We start from the raw sequence: 15,442 nt of genomic DNA on the forward strand, positions 1-15,442 counted from the left end.
GTCGGTGTCGGTGTGGTCGATCACGACGCCGAACTTGCGGGCGAAGGCGTAGGGGATGGTGATCTGGGGGAAGTCTGCCTCACTCCCCTCCCGCTCGCGGGAGGGGTCGGGGGAGGGAATGACATATCCCCCAATCGCGTCGTCCGTGAGTAAGGCAGCCCCTCCCCCGACCCCTCCCGCAGGCGGGAGGGGAGCAGAGGAGTCGATCTCATGGCCTTCGCGGATGATCACTTCCTGGGCCGCACGACCATCGTCGAGGTTCGCACCGGCACCGCGACGCGGGGATCCTCGATGTTGCCGGGGATCGGCGCGCTCGGGATCGGGGGCGCCGCGCCCATATAGTCGCGAACGAGCTGGTCGATCGACGGCTCGGCGCCCGGCTCCTGCAGGCCCTGTTGCAGGCGGACATAGCCGTAGCGCTGCTCGGTCAGCTTGCGGCTGTCTTCCGCGGTGCGCAGGATCGTCGGGCGGATGAAGATCATCAGGTTGGTCTTCGACCGCTGCTTGGCCTTCGACGTGAACAAGCGGCCGAGGACGGGAATGTCGCCGAGCAGCGGGATCTTCTCGATCGTCCGCCGCTCGTTATCGTCGAGCAGACCGCTGATCACCGCGATCTGGCCATCGTCGACGGTGCGGACGGTTTCGACCTCGCGCTTGTTGAGGATCAGGTCGCTATTGTCGCTCGACACCGGTCCGGCGATCGAGCTGACCTCGAGGCGGAGGTTGAGCTTGACCGTGCCGCTCGAATTGACCTGCGGCCGGACGGTCAGTTCGATACCGACATTCTGCCGCTGCGTGGTGCGGAAGGCGTTGTCGAAATTGGTGCTGAGCGCCTGGCCCGTGGTGATCGGGATTTCCTGCCCAACGAGGCTGTGCGCCTCCTGATTGTCGAGCGTGACGAGGTGCGGGACCTGGAGCAGGTTCGACGTCGTGTCGCTCTTCACCGCGTTGATGATCGCGCCGAAGAAGGTGCTGCCGATCTTCCCACCGAACCCGCCAAAGCCGCCGGTCGCGGCGAGGATCGACGCGATCGCCGACTGTTGCAGCGCGTCCGCCGCGGCATTGGGCGTGTCCGTTTCGGTGCGCGTGCCATCGGGCGCGATGACCGTGGTGCCGTTACCGGTGATCGAGCGCGCACCGATCGCGCCGGCGATCTGGAGGATGTTGGGCGCGGAGTTGGAGAAGGTCGACGCGCCGAACGCGCCACCGCTAGGGTCGCCGACGATAAACTGCGCGCCGAGCGTGCGGGCGGTCGAATCGGAGACTTCGGCGACGATCGCCTCGACCAGCACCTGTTCGCGGCGTGTGTCGAGCTGGCGGACGACGTCGTTCAACTGGCGCTGGATCTCGGCGGGCGCGGCGATGACGATCGCGTTCGCGCCGGCAAAGCGCGTGACGACGGCGGCGGTCTTGCCGCCGGCCGCGGTGATCGCGGGCTGGCCCGAACCTGACCCGCCGCCGGACGTGGGACCGGACTGCGGGATCTGGGGTTGCGAGATGTTCGACTGCCCGCCCGCGCTGCCATTAGTGCTGCTCGATCCGAAATTGGAGCGGGAGAGCGCAGTCTGCACGGGCTGGGTCGGGGTCTGGCCGACGAGTTCCTGCAACACCGGCAGCAGCTGCTCGGCATCGGCGTTCTCGAGGAAGACGACCCTGATCTCGGTGCCGTTGCGCGCCTTCTGGTCGAGGTCGGCGGCGACCTGCGCGAGGCGGGCGACGGTGGTCGGATCGCCGCGGAGCGCGACCGCGTTCGAGCCTTCGACGGCGACCACCGAGGCGCTTGGCCCGGTCGCGGCCGCACCGCCCTGCCCTCCACCCGTTCCCGCGCCGATCAGGCCCTGGAGCGCGGTGGCGATCTCCTTCGCGCTCGCGTTCTTGAGCGCCACGACGCGGGTCGACGAAGTGTCGGTGTCGATCCGGCGGAGGACTTCGCGGATGCGGCGAATGTTGTCGGCGAAATCGACCACGACGAGGCTGTTGCCGCCGCGGTTCGCGCTGACCGAGCCTTGCGCGCTGACGAGTGGGCGGACCGTCTCGACCGCGGATTGCGCGTCGATCGCGCGGAGGCGGACGATCTCGGTGACGTAGCTGTTGCGCGCGGCGCCCGCGACACCGATCCGGCTCGGCTGCGAGGCGGCGTTGTCGAGCGGCTGGACGCGGAACGCCCCGTTCGAGGTCGGCACCGCGATGAGGCCGTTGGCGCGCAGGGTCGAGAGGAAGACCTCGAAATATTCGGAGCGCGACAGCGGGCGATCGGTGACGACGGTCACCTTCCCGGCGACGCGGTTGTCGATGATGAAGGTCCGCCCGGTGACCTTGGCGGCGTCTGCGATGAACGCGCGGATATCGGCGTCGCGGACGTTGAGCGTGGTCTGCGCGTGGACGCTTGCCGCAAGCGCAAGCGCGACGACCGGACCGAGAATGAGCTTTTTCATGTGGCCGTTTTCATTGGGGGGGCGCGATCGTGATGGCGAGCGGCAGGGTATCCTGGCCGCGTTCTACGGTGATGGGGACGTTGCCGCCGCCCGCGAAATCCTTGGCGATCCGGTCGAGATCGCCGGGACCGGAGACGGGGCGTCCGCCGATCGAGGTGACGACGTCGCCGTTCTTGAGCCCGGCCGAGCGGAACGCGTTGCCTGATCCCTGCGCGCGGACGGTGAGCCCGCTGATGCGGCCGCCGTCGATGCGCGGGATGAAACCGATCTCGCTGCGGAGTTGCGCGATCGGGATGCCGGCTGCGGGAGGCACCGCTCCGACCGCAGGAGCGCCGGGTGCGACCGGGGTGACGGCGCCGGACTGATCGAGGAACAGGTCTTCGTCGGCGCCGCCACGGTCGATCGTGACGTGATCGAACGCGACCGCCTTGAGGCGCACGCCGGGCTGGATCTCGTCACCGACCGCGACGCTTTGCTGCACGCCGTCGGGGCCGGCGATGATCGCCGAACTGCGGCCCATCGCCTCGTCCATCCGCGTGCCGAACAGCGTCAGTTGCAACGAGGTCACGGTGGAAGGCTGGCCGCTCGCACCACCGAGACGGAAGAACGGATCGAAGCCGCGCAGGATGTCGGCGGGCGATCCGACGACCATCGGCGCGGCGGGACGCCAGTCGCCGAGCGGCGTGATCGGCGTGACCACCGTCCACGCCAGCCGCGCGCACTGCACCGCCAGCCCGGCCAGCAGCGCGAGTTCGACGACACTATAGACATTCACGACTGGCATACGCCGTAAGATACGGCGCGCCCGCGCGTCCAGCTTCAATCGCATGCGCGACCCACCCCAATTTCCCGCATCTCGTCGCGTAGGCATGCCATGTTACAATTCCGCGTCAATGGCTTGTGCGTCGATAGCATGCGTTCCGCGGGGATAGCATGCGTTCCGCGGGGGGTAGCGGACGTTCCGCGGGGTAGCGCATCGCGCGCGGGGTTGGCAGAAGACGCGGATGTCTGAGCATCTCCCCTCCAGCGGCTCCGGCCTGCCCCCCGAACCGGTCGTCGCGCGGCTGTCGGTACCCGGCGTGCAGCGGGTGCCGAGCGCGAAGCTCGATCTGTTCGTGCGGAAGGACTTCCTGCCGCCCGAACTGTGCGCGACGCTGATCGAGCGGATCGATGCGGTGCGGCGACCGTCGACGATCTCCGATTCGAACGGCGATGCGAGCTACCGGACGAGCGAGACGGGCGACCTGTCGGCAGACGATCCGGCGGTCATCGAGGTCGAGCGTCGGATCCTCGCGCTGACCGGGCTGGACCCCGCGCACGGCGAGCCGTTGCAGGGGCAGCGCTATGCCGTCGGACAGGAGTTCAAGGGTCACACCGATTATTTCGAGCCGAACGGCGTCGATTATCAGCGCTATTGCGGCGTTGCGGGGAATCGGACGTGGACGGTCATGATCTACCTCAACCGACCCGAGGCGGGCGGCGCGACGCGGTTCAAGGCGATCGACAAGATCGTCCAGCCGGAGACGGGCAAGCTGCTCGCGTGGAACAACCGGCGTGCGGACGGCAGCCTGAACGCGGCGACGCTGCATCACGGGATGAGGGTGCGCGCAGGGGTCAAATACGTGATCACGAAATGGTTTCGGGAAAAGGAATGGCGCTAGGAGGGGCGACGGGCCGCACCTGATCCTCCCCCGCCAGGGGGAGGTGGCTGGCACTTTTGCCAGACGGAGGGGGCGGAAAGGATCGCCTCTGTTGCGTGTCCTCCCCCTCCGTCACCTTCGGTGCCACCTTCCCCTGGCGGGGGAGAATTGTAGAGTGGAACCCGAACGCCGTTAGAACTGGACGCTTGCCCCCAGTGTGAAGACGCGGCCCAGCCTGTAGCGGTTGATGTCGACTTCGTTGCCGTTCGAGAAGGTCTGGTACTCGCGGTAGCCGGTGCCGGTCAGGTTGCGCGCCTCGAACTTCACCTCGATCTGCTTGCCCGCCACGGGGATGCCCTGCCGCGCGACGACGTCGAAGCGGATGCCCGGCTTCTCGATCAGGTCGGGCAGGCGAACACCGCCGCCGCCGCCGACCGGACCACGGTTGGTCACGCGGTCGCTGGCGTAGTTGAACAGGAACGTCAGCTGCGACAGGCTCGCCTTGTCCTCGATCCCGAGCTGCAGATTGACCAGGTGATCCGACTGCCCGGTCAGCGCCGCGCCGTCCTGGAACAGCACGTTCGCCGGACGCAGGCTGGCGGTCGAGCCGTTGGACTGGATCGGGCTGGCGATCAGTTCGTCGCCGACTTCGAGCGCCGAGTGCGTGTAGGTGTAATTGGCGATCGCGACGAGGCGACGGGTTGCGAAGAAATCCCCGCCCAGGCCGTCGAGCGGGATATATTTCTGAAGCTCGACCTCGCCGCCGTACAGGTTCGCGCGCGGGGCGTTGGCAAAGCCGGTCTGGAGCGTATCGCTGCCCGCCGGGAAGAACGCGACCGCCTCGATCGGATTGTCGATGCGCTTGTAGAAGCCGGCCAGATTGAACTTCTGGTCACGCGCGAAATACCATTCGTAGCGCAGCTCGCCATTGTAGAGCTGCGAATCGGTCAGGAACGGGTTGCCGAAGAACAGGCGATCGCTCTCGAAATCCTGGTACAGCTGGGGTGCGAGTTCGCGGAACTGCGGGCGGGCCAGCGTCTTCGACATATGCCCGCGGATCTGCATGTCTGCAGCGAAGTTCCAGGTGACCGTCACCGCCGGCAGCCAGTAGGACCGCGCAAGATTGGTCTGCGCGAACGATACGCCTGCGCCACCACCCGGCAGCACCGTCTCCAGTGCGTCCTCGTAGCGGATGCCGACATTGGCGCGCAGGCCGTCGGTTATCTCGCCCTCGACCTGGGCATAGGCACCGTGGATCCGCAGCGATGCGTCATAGGTCGGTGCGCAGGTCGGTGCGACGCAGGTGTTGGCAAGGCCGATCCCGTAGGTCTGCAGATTGAAGTCCGACAGCAGGAAGTCGGGGCGTTCCTGCGCGACCGCATCGTTGAGCGCGACGTTGCCCGCGGTCTGGTAGCGGAAGGTGTAGCGGCTCGAGGTGCGATCGGTGTCGCTATAGGCATAGCCGACCGACAGCGCGAACGGGCGATCGAACGGCACGTTCCAGGTGAGGTTCGCCTGCCCCGACCACAAGGTCTCGTCGAGTTCGCTGAACGCCACGGTCGCGCTCTGCAGGCCGCTGAGGTTGTTGGTGTAGTCGCCGACGTTCGCATTGTACTGATAGGTGAACTGGCGCTCGTAGGGCGAGTTGCGCTGGGTCTCGGCATAGCTGCCGCGGGTATCGAGCGCGAAGTCGCCGAACTTGAACTCGCCGACCAGCTGCGTGTCGATCAGCTGGCGTTCGAACCAGCTGGTGTTCTGGACGATGAACGGCTGGATGCCGTCGACGTCGCCGATGTTCGAGGTCGATCCGGTGCTGAGACGTCCCTGCTTCAGCGTGTCGTGGATGTAGAGGTTGGTCCAGCGGATCTTGTTCTCGCCGAACTCCGCGCCGAAGCCGAGCAGGCCGTTGATGATCGAACGATTGTCGGTCAGCACCGTGCGGAAGTCGCGTGTCAGGATGCCTCCGACGTCGTCGGTCGACTGCTGGATCGTGTCGCGCGTCCGCCACGTGTTGCTGATCCCCGCGGCGGCGATCACGCCGACCCGGGTGCTGCCGATATCGGCCGAGGTGCCGAAGCTTGTCTCGCCCGACAGATTGGCCGGGATCTGGTTGTTCTGTTGGAGCAAGGTCGTCTTGGCGTTCGACAGCGCGGTGATCTGCGGGCCGGTCAGCGACGTACCGTCCGCGCCCGCCGTCTTGATGAAGCCCGGCACCTTGCGCTCGCCGCTGTCGAAACCGGTCCAGTCATGCTTGCCGCCATCATAGACATAACCGAGCTCGCTGGTCGTGACGGTGTCCGCCCCGACCGAGCCGCCGAACTGGAAGAACGTCTTTTCGGGGACCGCCTTGGTCGTCAGGTTGATGACGCCGCCGCCGAATTCGCCCGAATAATTGACCGAATAGCTCTTCTGGACGACCGCCGAGGCGATCACGTTGGTCGGGAAGATGTCGAGCGGGACCACGCGGCGCAGCGGCTCCGGCGACGGCAGCGGCGATCCGTTGAGCAGCGACGACGAGTAGCGATCGCCGAGACCTCGGACATAGACCAGGCCGTTGCCGACGACCGACAGGCCGGTCACGCGTTGCAGGGCGCCGGCGATATCGCCTTCGCCGGTCCGCGCGATGTCGGCGGACGACAGCACGTTGACGACTTCGGCGGTGGCGCGCACCGCGTTGGGCACGTTGCGCCCGATGACGACGATGTCTTCACCGCCGGAATTGCCGCCGGGGGTCGAAATCTCGACCTGCTCCTGCGCCTGCGCGGCCTGTGCCGTCGGGTCGACGCGGTCTTCGACCGGCGTACCCGCCTGGGGCGAAACGATGCTGCCGGCTGGAGCGCTTTGCGCGAACGACTGCGCCGGGACGAGCGTCGTCGTCGCGAGCAGGACGGAGACGAGAACGGATGACTTCATGGCTGCCCCGGCAACAAGAGGAATTCGGTAGGTAAAAGGCTGCGCGGCGGGCCCCCGCCCGTCGCGCAGCCTCAGGCTTGCGTCGGTATCAGCTGGTCGGCAGCGCGGTGCAGGCGGTGCTGGTCGTACCGAAGCTCGCGCGGTTCGAGTTGCAGGTCCAGCCGCGATACCAGGTGTCGGTGGTGCCGTTGACCGCACCGACATAGCTCGTGTTCACGAGGAACGAGCTGCCCGACGGGTTGAGCGTCGCCGCGTTGAACGCGGTGGTCGTGGTCGACACGCCGGCCGGGAGGAACGTTCCCGTGACGGCCGAACCGACGGCGGCGCTCTCGGTGTTGTTGCTGCCCGCGCGGAAGAGTGCCTGCTGCTCTTCGGTCGTCACGGTGATGCCGTTGACGGTGGTCGTCGCATACGGCGTCGCGCAGCTGAACACGACCGAGTTGAACACCGGCGGGCCCTTGTCTTCCAGCGTCGTGCTGGCGGGACGGATGGTCGTCTTGCCGCCGGCATCGGCGCCGGCGATGACGTTCAGGCAAGCGCTGCTCGGGTTGCTGACGATACCGTTGACGAAGGTCGCATCGGCACCACCGCGCAGACGGATCGCCGCGTTGGTCGCGGTCGAGGTCTCGATGAAGGTGAAGTTGGCGAGATTGTAGGACTGGCGCGGCAGCGCGTCTTCCGAACCGTTCGAATCGATCTCGGTCGAATAGTTGTCGGTCTGCGTGTTGGACGGCTTCTGGATCGCGAGCACGAACTGCACGAAACCCTGCCAGCCGACATCGGTATCCAGGCCGTCATCGTCCGAGCCGGTCAGCGCCAGATAGCGCAGGTTGCTGCGGCCGCCGAAGATCTCGATGCCGTCGTCCGAGCTGTTGTGGATCTGGATGTGATCGAGCGTCGTGCCCGAGCCGGTGCCGCCGAGCGTCAGGCCCTGCAACTCGTTGTTGGGGCTGATGACGGTGCCCGAATAGCGGATCTGGACGTAACGGATGGTGCCGCTGTTGTCGGTCGGGATGGCGCCGCCGTACAGCGCGGTGCTGGTACCCTCGACGACGTTCTCGCAGGCTGCGTTACCGCCGGGGACGGTGGTGTTGCAGTTCGAGATCGGCGCGCGACCGGCGAGGATGATGCCGCCCCACAGGCCCTGCGATTCGTCGGTCACGCCGCCGGTCAGGTTCGCCTGCGCGGTGAAGATGATCGGCTGTGTCTCGGTGCCCTCGGCGATCAGCTTCGAGCCGCGGTTGACGACCATGTAGTCGTTATCGGCGTTGGTGGTGTTCGCGTAGACCAGCGAACCGGCTGCGATCGTCAACGTGGTGGGGATGCCCGTCGGTGCGGTACCGGCGCCACCGATGTCGACACCGACGTCGACGCGGCCGTTGATCTCGTAGGCGACGCCCGAAACCTTCGGCAGGCTCAGCGCGGAGGTGATCAGCGACGGCAGGCGGCACGACCGGTAATTGCCAAGCACGCCGACATCGGTGGTGCCGGTCGGGCACGACGTGGCAGGCGTACCCGGGGTTGGCGTCGGCGTCGGCGAAGGGGTCGGGCTCGGCGTCGGCGTACCCGGAACGACGATCACGCCCTCACCCGGCGAGGCGACACTGTCAGCGCCATCGCAGGCCGAGAGTGCGAGACAGGCGGTGCCGGCCAGCAGAACAAGGCTCGTGCGCTTGAAGATGGTCATTCGAGAGACTCCCGGTCGAAATCGTTGATCTGATGGATCGACTCAGGCTCCCCCCTGCCGACCTCGATTAGGCGACTATGCGGAGCGCGTGACGTTACGATGCGATTTGCGTGACGCTTGCATGACCGGGATATGACCGTTCGATGACAGCGGGCCTGAACACGGGTTGAAATCGGCGCGCACGAACACATCTCTTCCGATCCGGCGCGCGATGATTTACAGGCGCAGCCAGAGTCACCGCTGGCGCATCCCTGCGACCGTGCGGCCAGACCATCATTACAGGATATCTCGACAACAATGGCCTCTTTCAAGGACCCCAGTTTCCAGGACCGCACGAGCAGCGCAGCCGCCGCCAAGCAGAAGGCGCTCGAAGCGCTGCGTGCCAAGCCACCGATCGACGAAGCCGTCGTCGCCGAGCGCCTCGCCGCGCGCGAAGCCAAGGAGCAGGCCGAGCGCGAGAAGCGCGCCGCCAAGCGTGCTGCCGAGAACGAAGCCAAGGCTGCGAAGAAGGCCGAGGCCGAAATCGCGGCCGAGAAGAAGCGGGAGGCCGAGGCCAAGGTCGAGCTGACCGATGCCGAGAAGAAGGCCATTCGCGACGCGAAATACGCCGCGCGAAAGAACAAGAAGAAGTGATTTCGGGGCGGCCATGGTGCCGCCCCGCTACGGCGGCGTTACTGACAGGTTGCCTAACCCGAACTCCACCCCGGCGAAGGCCGGGGCCCGATTGGAAAAGTTCCGGTGACGGAGCGCAGTAACGTCGCTAGCGACGTTACCCAGTTGGGCCCCGGCCTTCGCCGGGGTGGTTGCGTGTGGGGCGCCGCACGACCTTCTCCTACCAAATGTTCACCCGCGAAGGCGGGAGGCCAGACGGGACTCCCGCCTTCGTGGGAGAACAATTTAGGCCGGGTAGCGCGGTAGGCAGACCCTACTCAGCCTGTTCCCAACCGCCGCCGAGCGCCTTGAACAACGCCACCGTCAGCTGCCGCAACTGCGCATCGCTCGACACCAGCTGTTCGCGCGCGGTCAGCACGTCGGTTTGCGTGTTCAGCACCGTATCCTGCGCCACGAACCCGGTCCGGTATTGCGACTCCGCCGCCTTGGCGCTGCTCTGCGCATCCACCACTGCGCGTTGCAGTGCCGCATTGCGACGACGCTCCGCGGCGATCTGCGCGAGCGGGTCTTCGACATCGCGCAACGCCTGCAACACGGTCGACCGATAACGCTGATACGCTTGCGTGCGATCCTCCTCGCGCGACTTCACGGTCGACTTGCGCCGGCCCCAGTCGAGCAACGGGAACTGCGCCGCGCCGCTCGCGGTCAGCTGCAGACTGTCGCCCGAGAACAGATTGCCGAGCGCGGTCGAGATCAGCTGGCTCATGCCGGTCAGGCTGAACTTGGGATACAGATCGGCCACCGCGACGCCGATATCGGCGGTCGAGGCCGCCAGATCGCGTTCGGCCGCGCGGATGTCGGGGCGACGCCGCAACAGCTCGGAGGGCAAGCCGGCGGGGATCGCCGGGACGCCGAGCGGCGCCACCGACGGTGCCGCGAGTTCGGTCATCAGCGTCGCTGGCGGCTCGCCCAGCAGGATCGCGAGCGCGTGCATGCGAACGTCGATGTCGGCGCGGACCGGTTCGGCGCGAGCTTCGGTCGAGGTGATCGAGGCGCGCTGGCGGGTGACGTCGATCGATGGGACGAGGCCGACCTTGGCGATGTTGCCGGCGATCGTGAGCGCACGGCGCTGGTTGGCGATCTCGCTCTCGATCGTCGCGAGCTGCGCCTGGTCGAGCCGGAGCGCGATATAGGCCTGCGCGACTTCGGCGGCGAGCGTCACCGCGGCGTCGCGCTTCGACCAGACCGCCGCCTCGGTGCGGGCCCGAGCGCCCTCGGTGCTGCGCCGGACGCCGCCGAACAGGTCGAGCTCCCAGCTTGCGTCGAAGCCCACGGAATAGGTCGTGATGCCGCTGCCCGGCAGCGCGATGCCGCCGGTCGAGCCGGTGCCGTCTGCGCCCGTGCCGCCGCTGAAGGCGCGCGCGATCGACGAGAGGCCGGCGTTCTTGCTGAACTCGATATGGCTCGGGCTGGCGCTGGCGTTGACGCTCGGCAGGCCTTGCGAGCGCGCGACGATCTCCTGCAATCGCGCCTGGCGCACGCGCGAGGCGGCGATGGCGATGTCGGGATTGCTCTTCAGCGCACGCTCGACAAGGCCGTCCAGTTGCGGATCGCCGAACGCCGACCACCAGCGGGCCGGGTCGACAGTCGCACCGACGCTAGCTTGCGGCCCGACGAATGCCGGCGGCACCGGCAGCTCGGGCGCGACGTAATTGGGGCCGACGGTGCACCCTGCGAGCAGGGCTGCGACCGCAACCGCCATGAACCGCGAACGCATCAATGCATCCCTCCCGAGGGGGCGCCGCCGGTCTTGCCGGAGCGCATGAATAGAACCAGTGGCGCGACGCACAGCACGACCACCATCATCGCGCGGAACACGTCGAGGAACGCGAGCATCGTCGCCTGCCGCTGCATCTGACTGTAGAGCACGGCGAGTGGCGTGGTGGTCGGATCGCCCTGACCCGCAAACACGCCCGCCGCCTTCTGCATCCAGTCGTTATAGTTCGGATCGAGCGGGTTGAGCGTCTGCGTCAGTTCCGACTGGTGGCGCTGCAACCCGCCCGCAAGCTGCGTCTGCGCGAAGCAGATGCCGATCGTGCCGCCGAGATTGCGCGAGACGTTGAGCAGGCTTGAGGCCTGCGCGGTCTGCGTCTGCTTGAGCCCGACATAGGCGATCGCGTTGATCGGCACGAACAGGAACGGCAGCGCCATCGCCTGGAACAGCCGCGCGAACGCCGCGTCGGAGAACGCGATGTCGGCGGTCAGGTGGCTCATGTTCCAGAGCGCGAACGCCTGGACCAGCAGCGCCGGGAACAGCAGCAGGCGGACGTCGATCAGCCCGCTCAACCGCCCGGCGAACGGGACCATGACGAGCGTCGCGAGCCCCCCGGCAGTGAGCGCCAGCCCGGCGTCGAGCGAGCTGTAGCCGAGCACCTGTTGCAGCATCTGCGGAATGAGCTGGGTCGTGCCGAACAGGATCATGCCGGTCACGCCCATGATGCCGATCGTCAGCGCAAAGTTGCGGTTCTTCATCAGCTTGAGATCGATCACGGGGTCCTTGTGATTGAGCTCCCAGATGACGAGGCTGACCAGCGACACCGCGGCGATGATCGCCGACATGACGATGAAGCCGCTCGCGAACCAATCCTCGCGCTCGCCGCGATCGAAGGTGAGTTCGAGAAAACCGAGCCCCAGCACAACCAGGATGACGCCGATATAGTCGATCGTCAGGCCGTTCTTGAATCGCTCGTCACGGTCCTTCTTCACTTGGTCCGGCTCGTCGACGAACGTCTCGACCAGGAACCAGGCGAGGATGCCGACCGGCACGTTGATCAGGAACACCCAGTGCCAGCTCGAATATTCGACGATGTAGCCGCCCAGCGTCGGCCCGAGTACCGGGCCGACGACGACGACGATCGCGAAAGCGGCGAAGGCCATGCCGCGTTGCTTGGGCGGGAAGGTGTCGGCGAGGATCGACTGCTCGACCGGCGCGAGCCCGCCGCCGCCGATGCCTTGCAGCACGCGCGCGACCACCAAAGTGCCGATGTTCGGCGCGAGGCCGCACAGGAGGGAGGCGAACGTGAACAGCGCGATCGACAGCAGAAAATAGCGTTTCCGCCCGATCGCGTCCGACAGCCAGCCCGAGATCGGGATGACGATCGCGTTGGCGACGAGGTAGCTGGTCAGCACCCAGGTCGCCTGATCGGTGGTGATCGATAGCCCGCCCGAGATATGATCGAGCGCGACGTTGGCGATCGAGGTGTCGAGCACCTCCATGAAGGTCGGGATCGAGATGATGCCGACGATCAGCCACGGGCTGTACTTGCCCGCCGCCGACCGGCTCGGCGACCATGTATGGCCGCCGCCCGCATCGGCTTTCGCGGGCGCCTTTGCCGGGGCTTTCGCCACCTCAGCGCACCTTGACGGTCGGCACCACCGACATGCCGGGGCCGATCGGATAGCGCTTCGGATCGGGGCCGTTCTTGGCGTCGAACACGATCCGCACGGGGACGCGCTGGACGACCTTCACGTAGTTGCCGGTCGCGTTCTGCGGGGGCAGCAGCGCGAAGGCCTGGCCGGCGCCGCGCTGGATCGAATCGATGTGGCCCTTGAACTCGACGCCGGGATACGCGTCGACGTGAATGTCGACGGGTTGGCCGATCTTCATAAGCGTGAGCTGCGTTTCCTTGAAGTTGGCGGTGACCCACATCTGGTCGGGGACGATCGCCATCAGCTGCGTACCGGGCGCAACGTAGGAGCCGATATTGACCGAGCGGTTGACCACCTGCCCTGCGACCGGCGCGGTCAGACGGAGGTCGCTGATGCTGACGTTTGCCTGATCGACCAGCGCGCGCTTGGCGTCGATCACCGACTTCGCGGCGCCGACCTGCTTGCGCGCGACGCTGATCTGCGCAGTGGCGGTGTCGATCTGCTCGCGCGCGGCGGCGGCATCGGCGGCGGTCTGGCGCGCGGCGGCGCGCGCCTGATCGAGCTGCTGGCCGGCGACCGCACTCGGATCGAGCCGGAGCAGCGCCTCGTAGCGCGCGAGATCCTGCTGGGCCTTCACCGCCGCCGCCATCGGCACGCGCGCCTGGGCCGCGGCCTGCTGGCGTTGCGCCTCGGCCGCGGTGACCTGCGCCTGGGCCTGCGCGAACTGCGCGCGCGCCTGCGATTCGTTCGCCTGCGCCTCGGCGACCTGTGCGTCGCGGCCGGATGCCTTGATGACGGCGAGCAGGCGCCCAGCCTCGACGTGCCGGTTGTCAATGTCGGCGACCTGCACCAGCGTGCCCGCGACCTGCGGCGCGAGCCGGACGATGTGCGTGTCGACGAACGCGTCGTCGGTCGATTCGAACTGCCGCGCGTGGAGCCAGTAGAGCACGCCGCCGATCACCAGCGCGCCGACCACGACGACCAGGATCACCCAGAACAGCGGCTTCTTGAAGACAGACGGCTTCTTGTCGTCGTCGTCGGACCCGGACTCGTCGCCATTGTCTTCGGACCGTTGCGCCTCGCCGTCCTGGTCGACCTTGCGGGCGTCCTCGTCGTCGGTCTTGGGCATATTGGGATGGTCGTTCTGCTGGTCGCTCATGGCTGGCCCTGTTCTTCGGCACGCATCGAATCGAGGATGGCATCGATATTGGCGTCGATCCGCGCCTTGATATCGAGGATGTCTTGGGGCTCGAGCGACTCGCGCTCGAGCAGCTTGAGGCACGTCGCGCGGCTCGATCGCAGCGCCATAACCTGCCCCAGGAGGGTGATGGTGGCGATCCGCGCGCGGCGGACGTCGCCGAGACCGGTCGCGATGCAGACGAGGTCGACGAGCTTGCCGACCATCGGCCCGATCACGCCGCCGTAGATCCGCTCGAACGCCTCGCCCGGCTTCATCTGCTCGCGCAACACGAACAGCGTCCAGTCGGCGGTTTCGGTGTTCGCCATGTTGTCCGCGAGACGCCCGAGCGTGCGATGGACTGCCGCGCGAGCACCCGCCGCATCACCGTCGTCGATGACGTGGTCGCGCTCGAGCGGTTCGCCCATCAGTACCGCCATGCGCTCGGCGATCCGGTCGGCTGCGGCGAGGTACAACCCCTCCTTGCCGCCGTAATGATAGGTGATCGACGACATCGCGGTGCCCGCCGCAGCGGCGATGCCACGCGTGCTGGCGCCTTCGAGGCCCTTGGCGCCGAATTCGCTGATCGCGATGTCGAGAAGTCGAGACTGAACCACGCGGCGCCTTTAGTTCGATCGAACGAATGAGCATAATGAACAATGTGTCATGATGGTGTGTGCAAGAAAACATTCGACACACTACGCGCTTGTCATCCCCCCGCAGGCGGGGACGCATGCCGGCTAGCCTCAAGGATTTTCCGCAACTGGCGGAGTATCTGGGTTCCCGCTTCCGCGGGAATGACGGAGGCGAATTTACTACGCCGGAAACAGCAACGCCGGCCCCTTCGTGCGAAGAGACCGGCGTAAATCTGGTGGGCGCGGCTGGGATTGAACCAGCGACCCCACCCGTGTGAAGGGTGTGCTCTACCACTGAGCTACGCGCCCGAAACTGGTTCGGAAGCGGGCCTTTAGGCAGGGTGCGCCTGCCTGTCCAGCCCTTTCAATGGCGATCTCTTCGATCCTCACCCGCAAGGGGGAGGTGGCGCCGTAGGCGACGGAGGGGGAGGACCACGCAACGAAGGATTCGCTTACCGCCCCCTCCGTCAGGCTGCCGCCTGCCACCTCCCCCTGGCGGGGGAGGATTGGAGGTCGGTTAGTTGACCGCGTCCTTGAGGCCCTTGCCGGCCTTGAACTTGGGCTGGGTCGACGCCTTGATCGTCATCGGCTCGCCGGTGCGGGGGTTGCGGCCGGTCGATGCCTTGCGCTTCGAGATCGAGAACGTGCCGAAACCGACCAAACGAACTTCGTCGCCCTTCTTCAGCGACGCTTCGATCGCCTCGAATACCGCCTCGACCGCCTTGATTGCGTCGGCCTTTACGAGCCCGGACGTGTCGGCGACCGTTGCGATCAGCTCCTGCTTGTTCATCTGTATCCCCCGGAAAAACTCGAATCGGCCGCAATGGACTCGCGGCCGCAGTCAGCGCGCAATAATGCGGCGGCATCGCTTTGTGTCAAACGAAACCGCCGCATTCAGTCTTTTAGAACCAACG

The 15,442-nt window shown here is 66.7% G+C and carries 11 protein-coding genes and 1 tRNA gene; 2 read left to right on the top strand and 10 right to left on the bottom strand.

Annotated elements, in window-relative coordinates:
- Positions 1–227: 227 nt before the first annotated feature.
- Positions 228–2,435: a type II secretion system secretin GspD gene (gspD, locus tag EQZ23_RS03380; protein WP_128453025.1), complete on the bottom strand. Its 2,208-nt coding sequence runs from the start codon at positions 2,433–2,435 to the stop codon at positions 228–230.
- A gap of 10 nt (positions 2,436–2,445) precedes the next feature.
- A complete protein-coding gene (locus tag EQZ23_RS03385) occupies positions 2,446–3,264 on the bottom strand; it encodes a type II secretion system protein N (protein ID WP_128453026.1) in 819 nt (272 codons plus the stop codon).
- A gap of 175 nt (positions 3,265–3,439) precedes the next feature.
- On the opposite strand from EQZ23_RS03385, the gene EQZ23_RS03390 reads away from it, so the two are divergent.
- Positions 3,440–4,096 (top strand): 2OG-Fe(II) oxygenase, encoded by a 657-nt coding sequence (locus EQZ23_RS03390; protein WP_128453027.1) that lies wholly within the window; start codon positions 3,440–3,442, stop codon positions 4,094–4,096.
- A 171-nt stretch (positions 4,097–4,267) separates the two neighbouring features.
- Here the strand turns inward: EQZ23_RS03390 and EQZ23_RS03395 are convergent, their stop codons facing one another.
- Together EQZ23_RS03395 and EQZ23_RS03400 are read right to left on the bottom strand one after the other, a co-directional pair.
- On the bottom strand, positions 4,268–6,988 hold the full coding sequence (locus EQZ23_RS03395) for a TonB-dependent receptor (RefSeq protein ID WP_128453028.1): 2,721 nt from the start codon (positions 6,986–6,988) through the stop codon (positions 4,268–4,270).
- Between the two features lie 88 nt (positions 6,989–7,076).
- On the bottom strand, positions 7,077–8,675 hold the full coding sequence (locus tag EQZ23_RS03400; RefSeq protein ID WP_128453029.1) for a hypothetical protein: 1,599 nt from the start codon (positions 8,673–8,675) through the stop codon (positions 7,077–7,079).
- Between the two features lie 297 nt (positions 8,676–8,972).
- Between EQZ23_RS03400 and EQZ23_RS03405 the strand changes: the two genes are divergently transcribed.
- Positions 8,973–9,308, top strand: a complete 336-nt coding sequence (locus EQZ23_RS03405; protein ID WP_128453030.1) for a DUF6481 family protein — start codon at positions 8,973–8,975, stop codon at positions 9,306–9,308.
- Positions 9,309–9,600: 292 nt separating this feature from the next.
- On the opposite strand, the gene EQZ23_RS03410 is transcribed toward EQZ23_RS03405, so the two are convergent.
- The 6 genes from EQZ23_RS03410 to EQZ23_RS03435 all read right to left on the bottom strand — a co-directional run bounded on the left by EQZ23_RS03410 (position 9,601) and on the right by EQZ23_RS03435 (position 15,318).
- Complete coding sequence (locus EQZ23_RS03410) at positions 9,601–11,064, bottom strand: efflux transporter outer membrane subunit (protein WP_128453031.1); 1,464 nt, start codon at positions 11,062–11,064, stop codon at positions 9,601–9,603.
- Positions 11,064–12,695 carry a DHA2 family efflux MFS transporter permease subunit gene (locus EQZ23_RS03415; RefSeq protein ID WP_128453032.1) on the bottom strand — a complete coding sequence of 544 codons (1,632 nt, stop codon included), beginning with the start codon at positions 12,693–12,695 and terminating at the stop codon, positions 11,064–11,066. The genes EQZ23_RS03410 and EQZ23_RS03415 overlap by 1 nt, the downstream gene beginning before the upstream one ends.
- 1 nt (position 12,696) lies before the next feature.
- Entirely contained in the window at positions 12,697–13,875 is a 1,179-nt protein-coding gene (locus tag EQZ23_RS03420; protein ID WP_128453033.1) for an HlyD family secretion protein, read from the bottom strand.
- Complete coding sequence (locus EQZ23_RS03425) at positions 13,872–14,510, bottom strand: CerR family C-terminal domain-containing protein (protein WP_128453034.1); 639 nt, start codon at positions 14,508–14,510, stop codon at positions 13,872–13,874. Before EQZ23_RS03425 ends, EQZ23_RS03420 begins: the two co-directional genes overlap by 4 nt.
- Before the next feature lie 252 nt (positions 14,511–14,762).
- Positions 14,763–14,837 (bottom strand) — tRNA-Val (locus tag EQZ23_RS03430).
- Positions 14,838–15,045: 208 nt separating this feature from the next.
- The gene (locus tag EQZ23_RS03435; protein WP_055872709.1) at positions 15,046–15,318 is read right to left on the bottom strand and encodes an HU family DNA-binding protein; all 273 of its coding nucleotides are present in this window, start codon (positions 15,316–15,318) and stop codon (positions 15,046–15,048) included.
- Between the last annotated feature and the right edge of the window lie 124 nt (positions 15,319–15,442).

Source organism: Sphingomonas sp. UV9, from assembly GCF_004101245.1.
GTDB lineage: Bacteria > Pseudomonadota > Alphaproteobacteria > Sphingomonadales > Sphingomonadaceae > Sphingomonas.

Excerpts from the sequence above, each read along its gene's own strand:
- gspD (WP_128453025.1), bottom strand. The coding sequence starts at position 2,435 with ATGAAAAAGCTCATTCTCGGTCCGGTCGTCGCGCTTGCGCTTGCGGCA.
- EQZ23_RS03385 (WP_128453026.1), bottom strand. The coding sequence starts at position 3,264 with ATGCGATTGAAGCTGGACGCGCGGGCGCGCCGTATCTTACGGCGTATG.
- EQZ23_RS03390 (WP_128453027.1), top strand. The coding sequence starts at position 3,440 with ATGTCTGAGCATCTCCCCTCCAGCGGCTCCGGCCTGCCCCCCGAACCG.
- EQZ23_RS03395 (WP_128453028.1), bottom strand. The coding sequence starts at position 6,988 with ATGAAGTCATCCGTTCTCGTCTCCGTCCTGCTCGCGACGACGACGCTC.
- EQZ23_RS03400 (WP_128453029.1), bottom strand. The coding sequence starts at position 8,675 with ATGACCATCTTCAAGCGCACGAGCCTTGTTCTGCTGGCCGGCACCGCC.
- EQZ23_RS03405 (WP_128453030.1), top strand. The coding sequence starts at position 8,973 with ATGGCCTCTTTCAAGGACCCCAGTTTCCAGGACCGCACGAGCAGCGCA.
- EQZ23_RS03410 (WP_128453031.1), bottom strand. The coding sequence starts at position 11,064 with ATGCGTTCGCGGTTCATGGCGGTTGCGGTCGCAGCCCTGCTCGCAGGG.
- EQZ23_RS03420 (WP_128453033.1), bottom strand. The coding sequence starts at position 13,875 with ATGAGCGACCAGCAGAACGACCATCCCAATATGCCCAAGACCGACGAC.
- EQZ23_RS03435 (WP_055872709.1), bottom strand. The coding sequence starts at position 15,318 with ATGAACAAGCAGGAGCTGATCGCAACGGTCGCCGACACGTCCGGGCTC.